The sequence below is a fragment of the Agrobacterium sp. AGB01 genome (assembly GCF_014851585.1).
In the GTDB taxonomy this organism is placed as follows: domain Bacteria; phylum Pseudomonadota; class Alphaproteobacteria; order Rhizobiales; family Rhizobiaceae; genus Agrobacterium.
This window is the reverse complement of sequence record NZ_JACVAB010000001.1, coordinates 820,977-841,508: the sequence shown is the minus strand read 5'-3', so window position 1 is coordinate 841,508 and position 20,532 is coordinate 820,977. Positions and strand designations below refer to the sequence as shown.

18 protein-coding genes and 1 riboswitch are annotated in these 20,532 nt (G+C 56.4%); of the genes, 7 read left to right on the top strand and 11 right to left on the bottom strand.

From position 1 onward, the window contains the following. Positions 1–254: 254 nt before the first annotated feature. From clpB to IB237_RS03915, 6 genes are all read right to left on the bottom strand, one after another. The gene (gene clpB, locus IB237_RS03940) at positions 255–2,882 is read right to left on the bottom strand and encodes an ATP-dependent chaperone ClpB (RefSeq protein WP_192487280.1); all 2,628 of its coding nucleotides are present in this window, start codon (positions 2,880–2,882) and stop codon (positions 255–257) included. Between the two features lie 364 nt (positions 2,883–3,246). Next, a complete protein-coding gene (locus tag IB237_RS03935; protein WP_192487279.1) occupies positions 3,247–3,936 on the bottom strand; it encodes a DUF4167 domain-containing protein in 690 nt (229 codons plus the stop codon). 331 nt (positions 3,937–4,267) lie between these two features. Continuing rightward, positions 4,268–5,134 carry a peptide chain release factor N(5)-glutamine methyltransferase gene (gene prmC / locus IB237_RS03930; RefSeq protein WP_192487278.1) on the bottom strand — a complete coding sequence of 289 codons (867 nt, stop codon included), beginning with the start codon at positions 5,132–5,134 and terminating at the stop codon, positions 4,268–4,270. Beyond that, complete coding sequence (gene prfA, locus IB237_RS03925; protein WP_192487277.1) at positions 5,131–6,213, bottom strand: peptide chain release factor 1; 1,083 nt, start codon at positions 6,211–6,213, stop codon at positions 5,131–5,133. The genes prmC and prfA overlap by 4 nt, the downstream gene beginning before the upstream one ends. 74 nt (positions 6,214–6,287) lie before the next feature. Then, a complete protein-coding gene (ptsP, locus tag IB237_RS03920) occupies positions 6,288–8,555 on the bottom strand; it encodes a phosphoenolpyruvate--protein phosphotransferase (protein ID WP_192487276.1) in 2,268 nt (755 codons plus the stop codon). Positions 8,556–8,740: 185 nt separating this feature from the next. After that, positions 8,741–10,015, bottom strand: a complete 1,275-nt coding sequence (locus tag IB237_RS03915; RefSeq protein ID WP_192487275.1) for an aspartate kinase — start codon at positions 10,013–10,015, stop codon at positions 8,741–8,743. A 539-nt stretch (positions 10,016–10,554) separates the two neighbouring features. On the opposite strand from IB237_RS03915, the gene IB237_RS03910 reads away from it, so the two are divergent. Together IB237_RS03910 and IB237_RS03905 are read left to right on the top strand one after the other, a co-directional pair. Further along, positions 10,555–12,447 carry a DEAD/DEAH box helicase gene (locus IB237_RS03910; RefSeq protein ID WP_192487274.1) on the top strand — a complete coding sequence of 631 codons (1,893 nt, stop codon included), beginning with the start codon at positions 10,555–10,557 and terminating at the stop codon, positions 12,445–12,447. A gap of 371 nt (positions 12,448–12,818) precedes the next feature. After that, the gene (locus tag IB237_RS03905; protein ID WP_192487273.1) at positions 12,819–13,109 is read left to right on the top strand and encodes a hypothetical protein; all 291 of its coding nucleotides are present in this window, start codon (positions 12,819–12,821) and stop codon (positions 13,107–13,109) included. Positions 13,110–13,123: 14 nt separating this feature from the next. On the opposite strand, the gene dmeF is transcribed toward IB237_RS03905, so the two are convergent. Both dmeF and dmeR read right to left on the bottom strand, forming a co-directional pair. After that, complete coding sequence (gene dmeF / locus IB237_RS03900; RefSeq protein WP_192487272.1) at positions 13,124–14,113, bottom strand: CDF family Co(II)/Ni(II) efflux transporter DmeF; 990 nt, start codon at positions 14,111–14,113, stop codon at positions 13,124–13,126. Positions 14,114–14,129: 16 nt separating this feature from the next. After that, on the bottom strand, positions 14,130–14,402 hold the full coding sequence (gene dmeR / locus IB237_RS03895; RefSeq protein ID WP_192487271.1) for a Ni(II)/Co(II)-sensing transcriptional repressor DmeR: 273 nt from the start codon (positions 14,400–14,402) through the stop codon (positions 14,130–14,132). Between the two features lie 152 nt (positions 14,403–14,554). Here dmeR and IB237_RS03890 point away from each other — a divergent pair, with 152 nt between their 5' ends. The 4 genes from IB237_RS03890 to IB237_RS03875 all read left to right on the top strand — a co-directional run bounded on the left by IB237_RS03890 (position 14,555) and on the right by IB237_RS03875 (position 16,850). Further along, entirely contained in the window at positions 14,555–15,052 is a 498-nt protein-coding gene (locus tag IB237_RS03890; protein ID WP_192487270.1) for a hypothetical protein, read from the top strand. A gap of 61 nt (positions 15,053–15,113) precedes the next feature. Then, positions 15,114–15,527, top strand: coding sequence for a helix-turn-helix domain-containing protein (locus IB237_RS03885; protein WP_192487269.1), 414 nt, complete (start codon positions 15,114–15,116; stop codon positions 15,525–15,527). Between the two features lie 236 nt (positions 15,528–15,763). Then, complete coding sequence (locus IB237_RS03880; RefSeq protein WP_192487268.1) at positions 15,764–16,252, top strand: GNAT family N-acetyltransferase; 489 nt, start codon at positions 15,764–15,766, stop codon at positions 16,250–16,252. Between the two features lie 31 nt (positions 16,253–16,283). Continuing rightward, positions 16,284–16,850 carry a type 1 glutamine amidotransferase family protein gene (locus tag IB237_RS03875; RefSeq protein WP_192487267.1) on the top strand — a complete coding sequence of 189 codons (567 nt, stop codon included), beginning with the start codon at positions 16,284–16,286 and terminating at the stop codon, positions 16,848–16,850. A 6-nt stretch (positions 16,851–16,856) separates the two neighbouring features. Here IB237_RS03875 and IB237_RS03870 read toward each other — a convergent pair whose 3' ends face one another. Genes IB237_RS03870 through IB237_RS03860 form a run of 3 tightly spaced genes read right to left on the bottom strand, consistent with a single transcriptional unit; the run spans position 16,857 to position 18,099 of the window. Further along, on the bottom strand, positions 16,857–17,183 hold the full coding sequence (locus IB237_RS03870) for a DUF1488 family protein (RefSeq protein WP_192487266.1): 327 nt from the start codon (positions 17,181–17,183) through the stop codon (positions 16,857–16,859). Continuing rightward, on the bottom strand, positions 17,180–17,905 hold the full coding sequence (locus IB237_RS03865; RefSeq protein ID WP_192487265.1) for a CbtA family protein: 726 nt from the start codon (positions 17,903–17,905) through the stop codon (positions 17,180–17,182). The genes IB237_RS03870 and IB237_RS03865 overlap by 4 nt, the downstream gene beginning before the upstream one ends. An 11-nt stretch (positions 17,906–17,916) precedes the next feature. Then, entirely contained in the window at positions 17,917–18,099 is a 183-nt protein-coding gene (locus tag IB237_RS03860) for a CbtB domain-containing protein (protein WP_192487264.1), read from the bottom strand. Positions 18,100–18,270: 171 nt separating this feature from the next. Then, positions 18,271–18,528: riboswitch (cobalamin riboswitch) on the bottom strand. 171 nt (positions 18,529–18,699) lie between these two features. Between IB237_RS03860 and IB237_RS03855 the strand changes: the two genes are divergently transcribed. Then, positions 18,700–20,466, top strand: a complete 1,767-nt coding sequence (locus IB237_RS03855) for a PAS domain-containing methyl-accepting chemotaxis protein (protein ID WP_192487263.1) — start codon at positions 18,700–18,702, stop codon at positions 20,464–20,466. Positions 20,467–20,532: the final 66 nt, after the last annotated feature.

Here is a 20,532-nt window from a genome sequence, read left to right as displayed (position 1 = left end):
GAAATGCAATTGCGAATTACTTGCAACAGACTGCTTAAACGTTTTTTGAGACGAGATTGTTCCAAGACCTCGGGCTGGACATCTGAATTGCTACGATTGGGCGCTTGTGGGCGCGTGAAAAGCCGCATCCAAAGACGACTGAGTGGGAGATATTGTCGCGCCGAGAGGACCAGATGTCGGTGCACGGAGGCCTCAGTCACTCAGGGGGAACGCCAAACAAAAAGGGCACCCAATTGGGTGCCCTGATTTAGTCCTTAAGCAGCGTCGGCAGATGCTTCGGTTTCCGTACTGCCCTTGCCGGCTTTTGCCTTGAAGTGCAGACGGTCGGTGCCGGATGTCACCTTTACGCGAGAGCCATCAGGCACTTCGCCACCAAGGATCATTTCAGCCAGCTTGTCCTGTACCGTCTTCTGAATAACGCGCTTCAGCGGACGTGCACCATAGGCCGGATCGTAACCCTTATTGGCAAGCCAGACACGGGCATCTTCATCCAGATCAAGCGTGATCTTGCGCTCGGACAACAGGGCCACCAGTCTCTTCAACTGGATATCGACGATCGCGCCCATTTCTTCACGCCGCAGGCGGTGGAACAGGATGATGTCGTCGATACGGTTGAGGAATTCCGGACGGAAGTGGCTACGCACCCTTTCCATGACCAGTTCCCGCACCGATTCCACATCGTCATTGTCGCCCATCTGCGTCATGAATTCCGAACCGAGGTTCGAGGTCATGATGATGATGGTGTTCTTGAAATCGACGGTACGACCCTGACCATCGGTCAGGCGGCCATCATCAAGAACCTGCAACAGCACGTTGAACACATCCGGATGCGCCTTTTCGATCTCGTCGAACAGCACGACCTGATATGGGCGGCGACGCACGGCCTCCGTCAGTGCACCACCTTCCTCGTAACCGACATAACCGGGAGGCGCACCGATCAAGCGAGCCACGGAATGCTTCTCCATGTATTCCGACATGTCCAAGCGAACCATCGCGGTTTCGTCGTCGAACAGGAAGCGTGCCAGCGCCTTTGTCAGCTCGGTTTTACCAACGCCGGTCGGGCCTAGGAAGATGAACGAGCCGATTGGACGATTGGGGTCCTGCAAACCGGCACGCGAACGGCGCACCGCCTTGGAAACCGCCTGAACGGCTTCACCCTGACCGACCACTGATTTGGCCAGTTCGTCTTCCATACGCAGCAGCTTTTCACGCTGGCCTTCCAACATCCGGTCTACCGGAATGCCTGTCCAGCGCGAGATAACCTGGGCGATGTTGTCCGCCGTCACCACTTCCTGCACCATTGAACCAGCACCACTTGCGTCGCGTTCTTCCGCCGCAGCAAGTGCTTTTTCAAGGCCCGGAATAATACCATACGTCAACTCACCTGCCCGCTGGAACTGGCCACTGCGCTGTGCAATTGCCAATTCGTTGCGTGCATCGTCAATCTGCTTTTTCAGGTCCGCAGCATGGCCGAGTTTCTGCTTCTCCGCCTGCCAGCGCGCCGTCAGCGCATCCGCCTTCTCTTCTGTATCAACCAGTTCGTCTTCCAGCTTTTTCAACCGGTCGGCAGAGGACACATCGGTCTCCTGCTTCAAGGCTTCACGCTCAATCTTCAGCTGAATAATACGACGGTCCAGTTCATCCAGTTCTTCCGGCTTGGAATCAACCTGCATACGAAGACGCGATGCAGCCTCATCCATCAGGTCAATCGCCTTGTCCGGCAGGAAGCGATCGGTAATATAACGATTGGACAAAGTCGCAGACGCCACCAGTGCCGAATCCGAAATACGGACCTTGTGGTGCTGCTCGTATTTTTCCTTCAAGCCGCGCAGAATGGAAATCGTGTCTTCCACTGTCGGTTCATCAACCAAAACTGGCTGGAAACGACGGGCGAGAGCCGGATCTTTTTCAACGTGCTTGCGGTACTCATCCAACGTGGTCGCGCCAACACAGTGCAACTCACCACGCGCCAGAGCCGGCTTCAGCAGGTTGGACGCATCCATTGCGCCATCTGCCTTGCCTGCACCGACCAGCGTGTGCATTTCGTCGATGAACAGGATGATGCCGCCGTCTTCTGACTGAACCTCGTTCAGAACAGCCTTCAGGCGCTCCTCAAATTCACCGCGATATTTCGCACCGGCAATCAACGCGCCCATATCGAGCGCCATCAGCTTTTTGTCCTTGAGGCTTTCAGGCACGTCACCATTGATGATACGCAATGCCAGGCCTTCAGCAATCGCTGTTTTACCAACGCCGGGTTCACCGATCAGAACCGGATTGTTTTTCGTGCGGCGCGACAGAACCTGCATGGTGCGGCGAATTTCATCGTCGCGGCCAATCACAGGATCGAGCCTGCCTTCGCGAGCTTCCGCAGTCAGGTCGCGTGCAAATTTCTTCAGCGCATCAAAGCCCTGTTCTGCATTGGCAGTATCTGCCGTGCGACCCTTGCGAAGGTCGTTGATAACCTGGTTCAGGCCTTGCGCAGTAACACCAGCCTTTTTCAGTGTCGCTGACGTCGACGCGCTGCCTTCAATGGCCAGAGCCAGCAAAAGGCGTTCGACCGTGACAAAGCTGTCGCCGGATTTCTTGGCAGCGTCTTCGGCCGTTGCAAATACCTTGGCAAGCGGTGCCGTCAGTGACAGTCCGCCATTGCCACCGGAGACCTTAGGCAGCTTCGAAAGCGCAATATCATTGGCGAGCCGTGCTTCCTTGGCATTACCGCCAGCACGCTCAATCAGCGAAGACGCCATGCCCTGGTCGTCATCCAGCAATACTTTCAGAACGTGTTCCGGCGCAAACTGCTGATGGTCCTCAGCAAGCGCATGGGTTTGGGCAGATTGCAAAAATCCGCGCACCCGCTCGGAGTATTTTTCGATATTCATATATGCCTCCTTGAACCGGTCTGCCCTCAAGCGGCACAGACCCGGATGTTAGGGTAAAGGCTCCCGATAACGGCAAGCCCCGCTACGACGCCAACGGACATATCCGCACCATCGCCTCTTCGTTTCGCATGTCCTGGATAGAAACATGCTTTGGAAGCAGCCAACCGGCCCTTCCGTTGTGCTTGATATGGTAAGCGATTTTCGCGGTTTAAAGAGGTTGCAGACAACGCAACGCAGAAAAACATGAGCGCATGACGATCATCAAATTTGCTGCGGCACGATTAGTCGTTGCGACCGCATCTGCACAAACAGAAAACCCCGGCAAGCCGGGGTTTTCGAAATATCTCTATAGGAAGTATGTCGCTTATTCAGCGGCGCCTTCAAGTGCGGCTGGCTCAGCAGCAGCCTCGCCACCCGCCTCTTCGCCACCTTCCGCATTTTCAGCGGTTCGACGTGGACGACGTGGACGCGGGCCAGTGCTGCGGCGACGCGGCTGGCGCTCACGAGGAGCTTCAGCTGCCTGAGCTTCTTCTTCCACGGCGACCTCGAGCGGCGTGCCTTCGATTACGGGCTGCGGACCGCTGCCGTCATCGTAGGAAGGCTGTTCATCGTCATCACCAGACTGCTGCACCTGCGGAGCAGCGGAACCGATTGTGTCGTCGCTGTCGCTATCGTTGTCGTTGCCGTCAACGTCGTCACCATCGCGCTCGTTGTTGTAGTCAGCATTACGTTCGTCACGCTGGACACGTTCCTGCATATGCGCCTGTGCGGCAGCAATGATGCGGTTATAGTGTTCTGCGTGCTGCAGGTAGTTTTCAGCCATAACCCGGTCGCCGGAGCTTTGCGCATCACGGGCCAGAGCGGAATATTTTTCAGCAATATGCTGGGCAGTACCGCGGATTTTTACATCCGGACCGGAGCTGTCATAGGTCCGAGTGAGCGGATTCCCGCCCTTGCGGTTGAAGTTGTTATTACCACCACCGCCATTATTGTTGTTATTGTTGTTGTTATTTCCACGCCCACGGCCGCGCTTATTTTGCTGTCCTGGCCTCATCAATTGCTCACCTGAATTCTGTTGTGCTCACGAATTAACCACGCGGCTTGCCGGACAGGCCGGATCAAGACCTCGCCTTCGCGTCCGGTTGCCCCCATGGCTTTACCGGGTTGCTTGCGAAATGAAGTTTATGATTCACATGCCGGAAACGCCCAGCCTTTCAGAGTTCTTCAAGGAACTCCCCTAGGGACTGACCAAACCCGGGCGAATCTAGTTCGCCCTCAGTCACCCTGCATGTGGCTGCAAACTATCCCGCTTCATGCGGAAAACCAAGTCTTTTCTTTTGCTTTGCAAAATATCCTTAAAACAGGAGGGAAGCGCAGCGGCTCCCTTACTTTCGAAATACTAGAACACGATCGTTTCCACCGTAATCTTTCACCCCTGCGATGCAAGGAAAACCGGCTGACTTGAAGATCGTTTCAACATCTTGTCTCTGATCAAACCCGATCTCGACCCCGATGATGCCATTTTCTGTTAAAAATCCGCCTGCACCACGGGCAATTGCCCTGTAGGGTTCCAGACCATCCGGCCCGCCATCCAAAGCAGCCATGGGATCGAACTCCCGCACATCGCGGTCCAGCGTTTCAATGACAGCGCTTCGTATATAAGGCGGGTTTGACACGATTATGTCGAAACTGCCCTCGATTTTGTCAAACCAGTGACTTTTCACTGTTTTAAAGCGGTCAGAAACACCATTTGCCACCGCATTACGCCAAGCGGTTGCCAAGGCATCCTCGGAAATATCGCTGCCGACACCTTCTGCGCCCGGACATTCGTGTATCAGCGAAAGACAGATTGCGCCCGTCCCGGTCCCCATATCCAGCAGCTGCGACGATCCTTTGGCGGCAACTGCGGAGTGCAGATACGGTAGAACGGTATCAACAAGTGTTTCGGTATCCGGGCGTGGCTCCAACGTGCCGGACGACAGGAAAAATTCCAGGCCGTAAAACTCACGCTTGCCGAGAATGCGGTGGACAGGTTCGCCGGTTTCTCGCCGTGCAATGGCACCCAGTACCCCTTGCGCCACATCATCGGCAACACTATCGCTACCCTTGAGCAAAACATCGGTTAGAGACAGCCCGAGAATGCCGCTCACCAGAAGGCGCGCATCAAAGACCGGATCAGCCACACCGGCCGCGTCGAAACGTTTGCGGGCCTCAGCCAACAGGTCGGCAATGGTGCGCGGTGCGACCGTCATCCGCGCTGTTCACCCAACTGTGCGAGTTGTCCGGCCTGATAGTCGGCAATCAACGCGTCCACCATCTCGTCAATTTCGCCCTCGATCATCCGGTCAAGCTTGTAAAGCGTGAGGTTGATGCGATGGTCGGTCACCCGACCCTGCGGGAAATTGTAGGTGCGGATACGCTCAGAACGATCGCCCGAACCAACCTGGCTTTTACGATCGGCGGACCGTTCGCTGTCGACCTTCTGCCGTTCGATATCATAGAGGCGCGAACGCAGCACCTGCATGGCCTTGGCGCGGTTCTGGTGCTGCGACTTCTCCGAACTGGTCACAATCAGACCGGTCGGCAAGTGGGTGATGCGCACCGCAGAGTCCGTGGTGTTAACGTGCTGACCACCGGCACCGGACGCGCGCATCGTATCAATGCGAATGTCTTCCGGGCGAATTTCAATATCGATTTCTTCGGCCTCGGGCAACACCGCAACGGTTGCGGCCGACGTGTGAATACGGCCGCTCGCTTCGGTATCTGGCACGCGCTGAACGCGGTGGACACCGGATTCGAACTTCAGCTTGGAGAACACGCCGCGCCCGGTAATGGTGGCGATGATTTCCTTGAAACCACCTGCGTCACCTTCGCTGGATGACAGCACTTCAACCTTCCAGCCCTTGGTGCTGGCAAATCGTTCATACATGCGGAAAAGGTCGCCTGCAAAAAGGGCTGCTTCCGAGCCACCGGTGCCGGCGCGAATTTCCAGAATAGCGCTCTTTTCGTCGGCGGCATCCTTGGGCAGCAGCAGAATTTGCATCTCTTTTTCGAGCTGCTCGATGCGCTCGGAAAGATCAGGTAATTCAGCTTCGGCCAGATCACGCATGTCGCGGTCCGTCGTCTTGTCAGCCAGAAGCGCCTGCAGGTCTGCCTGCTCGGCCAATGCCTTTTCATATTCCTGGATTTTCTTCACCACAGGCTGAAGCTCGGAATATTCGGACGCCAGCTTCACATAGACATCAGCAGCAGGGCCAGCGGACATCCGCGCTTCGATTTCCTCGAAACGCCTTGAAAGCTCGCGCATTTTTTCGACGGGTAGCTTTGCCAACCTTCGCTCCGGTATTTGAATTCAAAAAGACCTGAAACACATTGCGCTCAAAAACGCGGGAAATCCCTTGTGTCTCAGACTGGAATGGAATGTTCCGCGGCAAACCTTTGCAACAGGATGCGCGGACTTTCCAGAGATTTATGGTCATCGAGCGCCGCATTCAACTCGACCGACAGCGCACCAACATCCAGCCCCAGCAACATGGCCTTTACCGGACCAATCGATGTGGGCGACATGGAGACCGAACGGAAGCCAAGGCCGATCAGTGCCATGGCGGAAAGCGGCCTGCCGGCCATTTCACCGCACAACGTCACCGGCTTGTTGTTACGTTCGCCGGCCCGCACGATGTCACGCAGGATCCTCAGGAACGGTTTGCCGAGAATATCAAAACGGTCCGAAACGCGTGCATTGCCGCGGTCCACTGCCATGGAGAACTGGAAAAGATCATTCGAGCCAACAGACACGAAGTCAACTTCCTGCATCAGTTCGTCCAACTGCCACAACAAGGCTGGCACTTCCAGCATGGCACCAAATTGCAGTTTGCGCGGCAGTGCATGGCCGAACTTGGACAGATGCTGAATTTCTTTCTGCATCAGTTCGCGCACCGCGTGAATTTCAGACACTTCCGTAATCATCGGCAGCATCATCTTCAATTCGGCACCGGAGGCTGCGCGCAACAGAGCGCGCATCTGTGTGCGCAACAGACCGGGACGGTCCAGCGACAGGCGGATCGCACGCCAGCCAAGCGCCGGGTTTTCCTCTTCCTGTCCGCGCATGTAGGACACGACCTTGTCACCGCCAATGTCTAGGGTACGGAAGGTAACAGGCTTGCCTTTCGCATTGCGCAGAACGCTGCGATAGAAGGCTTCCTGCTCCTCTCCCTTCGGCATGGTCGAGGCAATCATGAACTGCAGTTCGGTGCGGAACAGGCCAATGCCATCAGCGCCGGATTCGGCCAGTTGCGGCAGGTCTACGAGCAGGCCAGCATTCATCTTGAGATTAATGAACTGGCCATCCTTGGTGATTGGATCGACAGAGCGCAAAGCGCGGAACTGTTCCTGACGACGCGCGCGCAGCCGTACTTTTTCTTCGTAAGCGCGCTGCAGGTCCATGATCGGACGCAGATGCACCTGCCCATCATCACCATCAATGATGATGGCGTCATTGTTTTCGGCAAGGGCCACGATGCCTGCGGCTTGCCCGATAACAGGAATACCCATGGCACGCGCCACGATTACAACGTGGCTGGTAACCGCGCCGTCCTCCAGCACAAGACCGCGCAGTTTTTCCCGCGGATAGTCCAGCAGTTCGGCAGCACCCATGGCACGTGCCAGAATGATGGCGTCGCTCGGGAAATCCTCGCCCGGGCCACGCCCGCTAAAGCCGGTAAGCTGGCGCAGCAAGCGGTTGGCAAGATCGTCGAAATCATGCATGCGCTCGCGCAGATAGGGATCGGTCAGGCGCATCATGCGCGCCTTGGTATCGCTCTGCACTTTTTCGACCGCCGCCTCAGCCGTCAGGCCGTTGCGGATGGCTTCCTCCATGCGCCGCACCCAGCCCTGATCATGAGCAAACATGCGGTAGGTTTCCAGAACCTCACGGTGTTCACCTTCGGTGGGTACGTCACGGCGCTGCAGCATGTCGTCGATCGACAGGCGCAGGGAACCGATCGCCTCAGCCAGACGACGGATTTCGGTATCGGCATCCTCGTTTAGAAGATTGGTGACCACGACACGCGGATCATGCAGCACGACGTGGCCAAGACCGATGCCTTCACTATAGCCATCGCCATCGACGCTGATTGCGCGCGTCAGGTCAAGCTCCACGCCGGGCTTGGTTATCTTCTTTAGTTCACCACTCGCAACGATTTCGGCAATCAACATGGCAGTCGTTTCCAGCGCCTCTACCTCATCTTCGCGGTAATTGCGGCTGACCTTGTTCTGCACAACGAGAACGCCCAAAGTGCGGCCAGATCGCAAAATCGGCACACCGAGGAAAGAGTGATAAATTTCTTCGCCGGTTTCCGGCAGGTAGCGGAAAGCGGGATGCGATTGGGCATCGGAAAGGTTGAGCGGTTGCGCCGATGCGGCAATGGTACCGACAAGGCCCTGCCCCATTTTAAGCTGGGCCAGGTGGACAGCACCCTTGTTCAGACCCTCTGTGGCGTAAAGTTCGAGGACGCCATCAGAACGCAGCACGTAAACGGAACACACCTCCGCGACCATGTTCCCGGCAATCTGCCGCACAATCTGGTCCAAGCGCTCCTGAGGCTCAAGTTGCTCCGCCATCATTTCGCGAAGCTTCTTGAGGAGGACGCGCGGACCGGCTGCAAGGTCTCTCATCGCGATGCTCCTTCATTCGCTACAGCATCCGCACGAAAACGGTTCACGTTTTGAGTGATGCACACATCAAACAAGTTGGAGCGTGCTTCGTACGACGCCCACTCCTCAAGGCATCATACAAAGCACGCTCCAAACGGAGGACAGTGCTTCGGCAAACCGAAGCAGTGCGAACCACCGCTATCGAATCAACTTTTATCCAGACCGTAAGCGGAATGCAAAGTGCGAACTGCAAGTTCCGCATATGCACCGTCAATCAGGATAGAAATCTTGATTTCCGACGTGGTGATGGCGTTGATGTTGATGTTCTTGGCGGCGAGCGCTTTGAAGGCGCTGGCAGCAACACCTGCATGGCTGCGCATACCGATACCAATGACGGAAACCTTGGCAAGGCCGGGCTCGCTCTGGACAACGTCAAAGCCGATATGGGCCTTGTTTTCTTCCAGGATCTTGAGCGCCTTGTCCATGTCGCCTGCTGGCACGGTGAAGGTCATGTCGGTGCGCGAACCATCTTCAGAGATGTTCTGCACGATCATGTCGACGTTGATATGTGCTTCTGCCAGCGGGCCAAAGATGGCTGCCGATACGCCCGGGCGGTCTGCCAGACGGCGCAGGGAGATTTGAGCCTCATCCTTGGCGTAAGCGATGCCGGTGACTACTTCCTGTTCCACGATCTCATCCTCGTCACAAATCAACGTACCGGGCGGATTGAAAAGGTCACCCATGCCCGGTGCATCGGGATCCTCGAAACTTGAACGCACGAAGGTACGAACCTTGTGTACCATGGCCAGTTCAACGGAACGGACCTGCAAGACCTTGGCGCCGAGCGATGCCATTTCAAGCATTTCCTCGAATGCGATCTTCTTCATGCGGCGCGCTTTTGGCTCGATGCGCGGGTCAGTGGTGTAAACGCCATCGACGTCGGTGTAGATATCGCAGCGATCTGCCTTGACGGCAGCGGCAATAGCAACAGCAGAGGTGTCGGAGCCGCCACGGCCAAGCGTTGCAATGCGGTTGTCAGGACCAATGCCCTGGAAACCGGCGACAACGGCAACCTGCCCCTCGCCCATTCGACGGATGATGTCCGAACCATCGATTTCCTGAATACGGGCAGCACCGTGAGCGTTATCCGTGCGGATCGCGATCTGCCAGCCCTGCCAGGAACGGGCATTGACACCCAAAGACTGCAAGGCAATGGCCAAAAGACCAGACGTTACCTGCTCACCGGATGCAACAATGGCATCATACTCGCGCGCGTCATAAAACGGTGAATCCGCACCGGCGACCTTGGGCATGTTCTGCACCCAGTCAACCAGTTCATTGGTCTTGCCCGACATGGCAGACACAACAACGGCCACTTCGTGACCGGCATCTACTTCACGTTTCACATGGCGCGCCACGTTATGGATGCGTTCGAGATTGGCGACGGACGTTCCGCCGAATTTCATGACAATGCGAGCCATAGTCTTGACCAGTACCACCCGTTACGCCGTCCGCACGGCGGATACGGCACCTCATACCAGCTCAATATGACCTTGAGCCTCAAGTTGCGCGTCTATTACCGAAAAGGTCAAGCACGCGCAATGCCGGTTTTTCGCAGATCGGTTCGCCCGGCCAAAAACCTTATTGGTCACACGGCGGAGTAAATGCCGTTGCAAATAGCAAAAGGCCGCGGCACTCAATCGCATTCTTGATCGCGAGCGCTCCTTTGTTTGATAGATGCGAAGCAGAGATACAGCAGCTGCCGAACAAGCAATCTCAATTTCTTGGGTGAATCCACCCTGCATTAGGTCTGGCCTGTGACTTTTTTCCCGGCAATATTCACCATGTTAGGCTGCTTGAAGCGCTGAATTCAGGCATTTTCGACTGCTGGACTGTACAAAGCCGCGTATTCCAAGTAGAAGCGCGGCCAATGAACCGGTATTTCCGGGGCTGAATGGTCCACCAGCACTGTTTCCAAGACCTGTGCAGGCGGACGCTCTCCAATTCCGAAAGACGATAGATGACAGACATCCAGGGCCTTGCCCCGGCGCTCGCTCAGGCGTTGCAAAAACGTGGCTATACTGATTTGACACCTGTGCAGCAGGCCATGCTTGCACCCGAGCTGGAAGGCGCCGATGCGCTTGTTTCCGCCCAAACCGGCTCCGGCAAGACCGTAGCCTTCGGTCTTGCACTTGCTTCCACACTGCTGGAAGACCGCAAAACCTTCGGCCCTGCGGCCGCACCTCTGGCGCTGGTAATTGCGCCAACCCGCGAACTTGCCCTTCAGGTAAAACGCGAACTCGAGTGGCTCTACGAAATGTCTGGCGCATCGATTGCGTCCTGCGTCGGCGGCATGGATGTTCGCACCGAACGTCGCGTGCTTGAACGCGGCGCGCACATTGTTGTCGGCACACCTGGTCGCCTTTGCGACCACATCAATCGCGGCGGGCTCGACGTTTCGTCGTTGCGCGCCGTCGTGCTGGATGAAGCCGACGAAATGCTCGACCTTGGCTTCCGTGAAGACCTCGAATTCATTCTGGAATCTTCTCCTAAGGATCGCCGCACACTGATGTTCTCGGCAACAGTGCCGCGCAGCATCGCCAAGCTGGCTGAAAGCTACCAGAAAAACGCCATTCGTATCGCGGCCGCTTCCGAACAGAAGCAGCACGGTGATATTGAATATCGCGCGATGCTGACGGCACCTGCCGACCGCGAGAACGCCATTATCAATGCGCTGCGTTTCTACGAAGCACGCAATGCTATCGTGTTCTGCTCAACCCGTGCAGCCGTTAATCACCTGACAGCGCGTTTCAACAACCGTGGTTTTTCTGTTGTTGCCCTGTCCGGCGAACTGACACAGAACGAGCGCACACACGCGCTGCAAGCCATGCGTGACGGTCGTGCCCGCGTCTGCATCGCAACCGACGTTGCCGCCCGCGGTATCGACCTTCCCGGTCTGGAACTGGTTATCCATGCCGACCTGCCGACCAACTCGGAAACACTGCTGCACCGCAGTGGCCGTACCGGTCGCGCTGGCAACAAGGGCGTCAGCGCTCTAATCGTGCCCGTCAACCAGCGTCGCAAGGCCGAGCGTCTGCTCGAGGGTGCACGCGTACAGCCACAGTGGGTACGTCCCCCATCTGCCGACGAGATCATCGAGCGTGACGCCGAGCGTCTGCTGGCCGATGCCTCGCTTTCGCAGGCAATCAGCGACGACGAAAGCGGCTTTGTCAAAACGCTGCTTGAAACGCACGGCGCAGAACAGGTGGCAGCGGCCTTTATCCGCCTCTACCACTCCGGCCGTTCCGCTCCGGAAGAGTTGACCGAGGTTTCGGTTGATAACACCCGTAAGCCGCGCCGCGAAAACACTGAGGGCGACACAAACACGGCACCACGCCGCGATCGCAACGAGTTTGCCGATAGCGCATGGTTCTCGCTTTCGGTTGGCCGCAAGCAGAGCGCTGAACCACGTTGGCTCATTCCTATGTTGTGCCGCTTCGGCAAGCTGACCCGCCAGGATATTGGCGCGATCCGCATGCAGCAGAACGAAACCTATGTGGAACTGGCCGCTGATGCCGTTGACCGTTTCGTATCTTCGATTGGCAAAGACATGGCCCTTGAAAAGGGTATCCGCGTCAAGGCCCTTGAGGGCAAGCCGGATATGTCGACTGAGCGCCGTGACGACCGCAGCTTTGAGCGTCGCGACGAGAAGCGTGGCGAGCGTCGTGATGACCGCCCCTCCTCCTCCGGCCCGAAGAAGTTTGGCGGCAAGCCTGACTTCGCAGCCAAGACCAGCGACAAGCCTTGGAAGAAAAAAGACAGCAAGCCGAAGTTTGAGAAGACAGGCGACAATGCCGGCAAGCCGCAAGCCAAGAAGGACAAGCCCTTCGCCAAGCGCAAGCCAAAGGCCTGATACAACATTCCCTGCCCCGGCACTGCAAACGCGATGCCGGGGCAGTCGCTTTTGACGATCTCCGTTCTGAAGACCTCTGTCTTGATGGACATCCTGCTACCGGCATTTCAGTGGCCGTGTAGCAACCGATTCTCTCCCCGACTCAACAACCAAATAAAAACCCCGCCGATTCTTGGCTGAAACAGTCATTGGCGCGCAAATTGGTTGCGCACCCCAAGTAATGACCGGTCATTTCTTCTCAGAATGTGTGGTTTTAGTGCCGCGAAGCAGCACCTTTACCCCTGTCAAGCCCGGAAAACCGGCAAAAAACAGCCTGACGCAAGTTCTGGACGATAGATAATCGTCATATTTTTCAACGCAGGATAAGTGCCATGCAGATTGAAAGCAGCGTTAGTGGCAACCCCTACCAGGGTCGCATACATGACTTGGACAAGAAGAACGCCGAGCCTGTGCAGCAGGAACAAGAGCAGAGCAGACGAAGTGGTTTGCCGACCGTCAGCAGCACGGTACTATCCAGTTCGTTGGCCAATGTTCTTTGGGCTGTCGGCGGTGCGCGTGCACCTGTTGACCAGGATGCCTCCAAGCCCATCTCGGCAGAAGAAAAAGTTGCCGCCAAGATGGAATGGGTTCAGGGCGCCTATCAGGAATATGAAGAGTTCTGACAGACCGTGCCGCATTACGCGGCAGCGGAGACTTCCACGGTAACATGCGCCAGTTTCGGAACTTTACTTAATTCCTTTTTATAAAGCTCAGGACTTTTTCCAGCCGGAGACACCAAAGCAACAATGGTTGCGTAATGCCCCGGCCCAACTTGCCAGACATGCAGATCGGTCACCACATCACCGTCTTTCTCGACGATATCGCGGATCGTTTTGGGCAGCCCCTTGTCGGCAGGTGTCGCATCCAGCAACACACCCGAGGTGGCGCGAATTAGCCCCCAAGACCAGCGCGCAATAACAAGACCACCAACAACACCCATCAATGGGTCCAGCACGACCCAGCCCTGCCATTTACCAAGTATGAGCGCAACGATGGCCAGAACCGAGGTCAAGGCATCTGCCAGCACATGCAGATAGGCGGCGCGCAGATTGTTGTCGTGCCCTCCATGGCTGCCGTGCGATCCATGAGAACCGTGAGACGCGTGAGCGTGGTGGCCGTGACCGGCGTGATCATCATGTCCGTGGTCACGACCATGGTGCGAATGATCGTCCTTCAACAACCAGGCGCTGACCAGATTGACGCCAAGCCCCAGCACAGCAACGAGAATGGCTTGGTTGAAATCAATCTCGACCGGCGCCACTAGGCGGACCACACTTTCCCAGGCGATTAGCAGCGCCACAAGCGCCAAGATGACCGCACTGGCAAATCCTGCGAGATCACCGAACTTGCCGGTGCCGAAGGAGTACCGAGGGTCGCGGGCATATTTGCGGGCAAACATGTAAGCCAGTGCCGAAATCAGCATCGCGCCAGCATGAGTGGACATGTGCCAGCCATCGGCTGTCAGCGCCATCGATCCGTAAATCGTACCGGCGGCAATTTCCGCTACCATCATTACACTTGTCAGCGCGATTACCATCCACACACGGCGCTCGTTCCGCTCGTGGTCGCGGCCTAGAAACACGTGCTCATGTTGTGCATTGTCCGCAAAGTTTCCATCAACAGCCATGGCCGTTACCTTTCGCTCATCGAATATAGGTTTTGAGGACCTGCGCCAGTTCATCGGCGGCTTTTTCACGCTCAGCATCGCTTTCCGCATGCACAACATGTTCATGCAGGTGGTCGTGCATGATCTCGCCCGTCAGTCCGGACAGCGCGCCGCGCACTGAGGCCAACAGTTGCAAGATTTCGCCGCAGGGCTTCTCCGCCTCCAACCCACGTTCGACCGCCTCCATCTGCCCCTTGAGGCGACGAACACGAGCCAGCAACTTTTCCTTGTCCCGAACGGTATGAGACATGAGGCCCTCCTAAATATAATATAGGGGGGTATACTATATCTCTGTGAAAATTAAAAGGCACACTTCGAAGTACAGAACCATGCCGACGCAGCCCTCGCGAATGTTTCGGCTCGTAGAGTTTAGTCATCACGATTCCTGAAGGAAGAATCACGATGACGACCATTTCAAATATGGACAGTTATTATCCGATGCGTTCGAGATTACGGGACGCGAAAACCGAAGACAGCTTCTCGCCGGTTACATCGGGAGCAACATTCACACCAGACGAGGAAAAGTCCGGTTCGCGTGGCCGCGAGGATGCCGCAAGCAGCGTCAATAGCTACGCGTCTCTCGCCTCTTCCCTTTGGGACATCGAACAACTCAAGTCTGAAGCCACCACCATGTCAGGCGATGCAGTTGATACATCATCCAGTGATCGTCTTTTGGCCGAATTGCAGGAATGGTCACAATTGACGCCGGGCGAAATGATCCGCGCCAAGCTACTGGAACAACTGGGTCTTTCCGAAGAAGAATTTGCCGCTCTGCCAGCAGACGAACGTCTGGCCGTTGAGGAAAAGATCAAAGCGGCAATCAAGCAATCGCTTGATGTCGATAATACCCAATCCGGCAAAAGCGATGCTGAACAGTCGCTTGAGGTTGACGCTGTTTGACATTGATATATCCCGCGAAAAACCTTAAGTCTTCTAGAGCTATGGGTTTGAGGAGCGGGACATGCTTTCCATCGGTGATCTTTCCAAGCGAACGGGCGTCAAGGTCCCGACTATCCGTTACTATGAACAGATGGGGCTGATTGAGGCGGCAGAGCGATCCGAAGGCAATCAGCGCCGGTATGAAAAGGCCGATCTGGAACGGCTGGCCTTTATTCGTCACGCACGCGATCTCGGTCTCAACATTGATGCCATCCGTGAGTTGATCCGCCTCAGCCACCACCGGCAGCAGCCCTGCGAGGGTGCTGACAGGATCGCAGCTGATCATCTGGTCGCCGTGCGCGGGAAAATTGCCAAGCTGAAAAAACTGGAGCAGGAACTGGAGCGGATCGTTTCGCATTGCGACGGGCATTCCATAGAAGATTGCTACGTGATCCGGGCACTTTCGGACCATAAGCTGTGCGAAGGTGAGCATTAATTTCAGGCGGCCTTACTGAAACGAAACATCTGCAAAAATCCCGATTGACAATCTTGTGATTCAGGAGCATCTAGTCGCCCATGATCAACAATCGCGCACCAATCTCCTGCACGTATTTTTGGGCCTACCTGTAAAGGGCGGCTCGACAGATCATCATGTCAACAAGCCGCCGTCAGGCGGCTTTGTTGTTTTTCAAACGTCCTGATGGCACCTCAAAAAACCCGAAGGACCGAAAAATGACCGAAGACAGTGCCATTACCCTTCCACGCCCCGCCGTTGTAACCATTCGCGGCGCACGCAAGGCTGACCTGCCACAGCTCAACGAAATGATCGCTCTGCTTGCCAAACATCATGGCGACGCATCGGTGATGACGCCGGAAAAGCTGGAACTCGACCTGTTCAGCCCTATTCCATGGATTACCGCACTTGTTGCCGAAGCCGGTGATGAGCTGATCGGCTACGCCATTCTCGTTCCGCTCTACAGAGCGCAGGAGGCGCGTCGTGGCATGGAACTGCACCACCTTTACGTCCGTGATGGTCATCGCGGTCACGGTACTGGCCAGCATCTGGTGTCGCGTGCACGCGATGTCGCAAAGCGTTGCGGCTGTGACTACCTTTCTGTCAGTGCCGCCACCGGTAATGTTGCTGCACATCGTTTCTACGAAAACATGGACTTCACACCGCGTCCGGTCACCGGCATGCGCTACATGCAGGCTATTGCGTAACGTTGGATTGCTGTCAGCAAGGACAAAGACAATGACCCGTATTGCAATTGCATTGACGCCCGAGTTCGCCGATTGGGAAAGCGCCCTGTTCAGTGCGGTGGCGCGCAGCTATCTGGGTGCCGAAATCATCATTGCGTCACCGGATGGTTCGCCCGTAACGTCAATGGGTGGCCTGAAAGTCATGCCCGATGTGGCCTATGGTGCACTTGATCCGGCATCGATCGATGCGCTGATTGTTCCCGGCGGACTGAGTTGGGAGCGTGGCAGCGCGCCGGACTTTACAGAGATGGTGCAGCGGTTCCGGCGGGAGGGGCGTGTGGTCGCCGGCATTTGCGCGGCCGCCAGCATGCTCGGGAGCACCGGCATTTTGAATAACGTTGCCCATACCGGCAACTCACTTGCCTCACACAGCGCCTATCCAGCCTATACGGGCGCCGATTATTATCGCGACCAGCCACAGGCGGTACGCGATCAGGGCATTATCACGGCAGCGGGAACCGCGCCGGTCAGTTTTACCACCGAGATCCTCAAGGCGCTTGACCTGTGGGGACCGGAAGCGGAAGCAGAAATTAAGGCGTTTGCAGCCGAGCACCGCTGAGATAGTTCAGCTGGTAAAATCGCGGTCGAGAACCCGGCAGACACGCTGTGGACCCGGCGCGATATCGTTACCCAATGCGCGACGAATATCCCGACTGTTCAGATGAAGGCTTTTATCCATCGCCAGATTTTGTCGCTTGATCTTGTCGCGGGCGGCAGCTTCAAACGCAGCCTGATGCTCGGTAAAACAGGCAAGGCAAGCCTCGCTATCCGGTGATGCACCAAGCAATGCCTTGAAAGCAAGGCGGTGCACGGCGCAAGGCGCGCCATGCCCGGTAACAGAAAAGCGCAGCGCATCAAGCGCCACGCTCCATTCGGCAGAACCGTTGTTCACTTGGCCGCTTCAAAGCGCTTGAGGAACGTGCCGCTCAAGGCACCCAGCAACACCCAGAAAACAAAGCTGGTGAGTGTGGCAAGGATGATGAACCGACGCTCCAGTGGCAGTGGTGCCAATGCATGCTCGCCTTCCGGCGGCAGCGGCGCACCGATGACATGTGGCACAGCAATCAGCACGATAGCGAGAACCGCTGCCCATGGCTCACGACGGAAGGCAAGCAGGGCAATGCCACCCGCTGTTGCTACCGCAGTGCCAATCCACCAGGCCTGACGCGCGGCCAGTTCACCAGCCGGGCTTCCCGGCAATTCAGGCGGCAGACCGACCATCGGCGCCAGAGCCACGGCCGCAAAGCCGCCAAGCCCCCAGAACAGACCTTCACGCCAGCCAATATTGCTGCCCCGCAGTGAGATGAGGCCGGTCAGAACCAGTGCATAACCGATTGCCGTCAGAATATTGGCAGCAGCCGTGTAGGCGTTCCGCTCAAAACCATCCGCCGGTCCCCAGGCTTCTTCGTCATGAGCGTGGCCAGTGGGTGCAGCTGCTTCACCGGTTGCTGGTGCTGCGTCATGACTATGCCCGGCCTCACCTCCAGCCGATTCGAATGTCTCGGCATGCAGGATCAACGGGGTGGTGCCGACATATTGCATGAGACTGACGGCAAGTCCGCAGATCAGCCCCACCAGAACGGATGTAAAAACGATATTACGAAAAGACGACATGCCGCTCTCCCTCAGTGGCAGGGAAAGGCGTTGGCATGGCGCGTATCATGCGCGGCATTATGCACGGCCTCGATATGCGAAAAGCCGACAAAACCGATGATGAACAGGCCGCAGAACACGGCCAGAAGCGACTGGACTGCGCTGGCAGATTTTACAGATACCGCCTGCGTGGCGACGTTGTTTTGGACAGACATGGTGAACCCTCTCGCTCAATGCATACGCAGTCTCAAAAACGGAACCGGCAGCGTATGCAATGGACACGCGGATCCGCAATCGACATCCGTCACCACGGGGAAGCACACGAAGAAAGAGGAAACCGCCGAAGCATTTCCGCAAAACCGCGCAAATTCCGGACACCCCGCCGGCATGGACACTCTCGCGATGGCAGGTCTCCTGGCTCACGGGTCGTAACCTGAAAACACCTTCCCGGTCTGTCTGTTTTTTCGCATCGACAGTGCAAAATCACTATGATTTCGCGTCGATGCGCCAGACCAGTGGCTCTTTGTTTTCAGGCTCTCCGTTCACAGTTGCGGGGGCAGCCACGAATGAGGACAATTCCCTATCGTGTTCCCTTTTCATCCCGCCGGAAAACCCGGCAAGGAACCATCACATCATTGTTATCCGGCGCGGCACGGTTTGAGTCAATGGGCGACGTTTCAATCGGGCAATCAGTGTCGCTGCGTGACAAGGTGATTGTACCGTTAGAGTTGAAAATGCGGAAATCTAATCAAAGTTTTAACTAAAATTTGCCAGTGAATAGTTATAGACGTTAACCAAGTTTGACAGGTGGAGTTATGGGGTTTGATCGCATTTTCAGCACGGAAGCCGCGGCTATCCTGTCTGCATTCAGCCGATCGCAGGCCATCATATCTTTTACACCCGACGGCATGGTGCTCGACGCCAACGAAAATTTCTGCGCGACGCTCGGTTACCGGCTCGATGAAATCAAAGGTCGTCACCACCGAATGTTCATGCGCGCAGAAGACGCTGCCGCAGCAGACTACAAGACGTTCTGGAAGGGCCTCGCTTCCGGCCAGTATGAGCAACGCCAGTTCCGCCGCCTGACCAAGAGCGGTGAAGAAATCTGGATCCAGGCCAGCTACAACCCGATTATCCGCGGCGGCAAGGTTGTCAAAGTCGTGAAGATCGCCACCGACATTACTGCTGCCAAGCAGGAGAGCGTGGAAAGCAAGGGCAAGATTTCCGCGCTGTCGCGCGCGCAGGCCGTCATCGAGTTCAAGCCGGATGGCACGATCCTGACCGCCAATGAAAACTTCTGCTCGGCGCTGGGTTACAGCCTCGAAGAGATCAAGGGACGCCACCACAAGATGTTCTGCGAGGCAGACTATGTTGCCTCCAATGAATATGCCGGTTTCTGGCCACGTCTGGCTGCCGGTGAATTTTATGCCGACGAGTTCAAGCGCATTACCAAGGATGGTAGCGCCATTTTCATTCAGGCGACCTACAACCCAATCCTCAATGATGAAGGCAAGGTCATCAAGGTTGTGAAGTTTGCCACCGATGTCTCTGGTCGCGTACGGGCACTTCAGGAAGTGGGCGCTGGTCTTGAACGTCTGGCGGAATGCAATATTCGTCTGACAATCGATGACCCCTTCGTTCCTGAATTCGACCACCTGCGCCACGACTTCAACCAGTCGCTGGCAAAGTTCCAGGAAACCCTTGAGCAGGTGCTGACCGAAACGGCCATGCTGTCCAGTAAAAGCGGCGAGATGCGCGCCAGTGCCAGTGGCATCGCCACCCGCTCCGAGCAGCAGGCGGCGGCTCTCGAGGAAACTTCCGCCGCCCTTGAGCAGATTACCGAGACGGTTCGCGAATCCACCGGTCGCACGGCCGAGGCCCGCAAGCTGGTTCAGGACGCCCGCATTGCAGCAGTCGATTCCGTGCAGGTTGTCGATGCAACGGTTGATGCCATGGCGCGCATTGAAACCGCATCACGCGAGATTTCCAAGATTATCGGCGTCATCGATGAAATCGCCTTCCAGACCAATTTGCTCGCCCTCAACGCCGGTGTTGAGGCTGCCCGCGCCGGTGAAGCAGGCAAAGGTTTTGCGGTCGTCGCGCAGGAGGTGCGTGAGCTTGCCCAGCGTTCAGCCTCCGCCGCCAAGGAAATCTCCGGCCTGATCAAGAACTCGACCAATGAGGTCAATGAAGGAGTCAGACTGGTTGGTAAGACAGGTGATGCACTCAAGAACATTCAGGGCTTTGTGCAGAGCATCGAAAGCAATGTCGAGGCCATCGCGATTGGCTCTTCTGAACAATCCACGAAGCTGTCAGAGATCAATTCGGCAATCGGCTCGCTCGATCAAATGACCCAGCAAAATGCCGCGATGGTCAGCAGCATGAGCGCCATTTCCGAAGCATTGGCCGATGGTGCTGGTGAACTTGAACATCTCGTCAAGCGCTTCAAGCTTAACCGCCGCAAATGGCAGCGTGAGCCGGGCTCGGATGCCTCCAAGCTTGGGCCGGAAGATCGCGGTTACGGCAAAAACACCATCTACCAGCCAAAGGCCGCCATCAAGGGACTGGCCAAAGCGTCATAACAACAAAAGCAAGGATTGCACCTTGCCTGCTGTTCATCCGTCCGTACATCATTGATATCGCGGAAT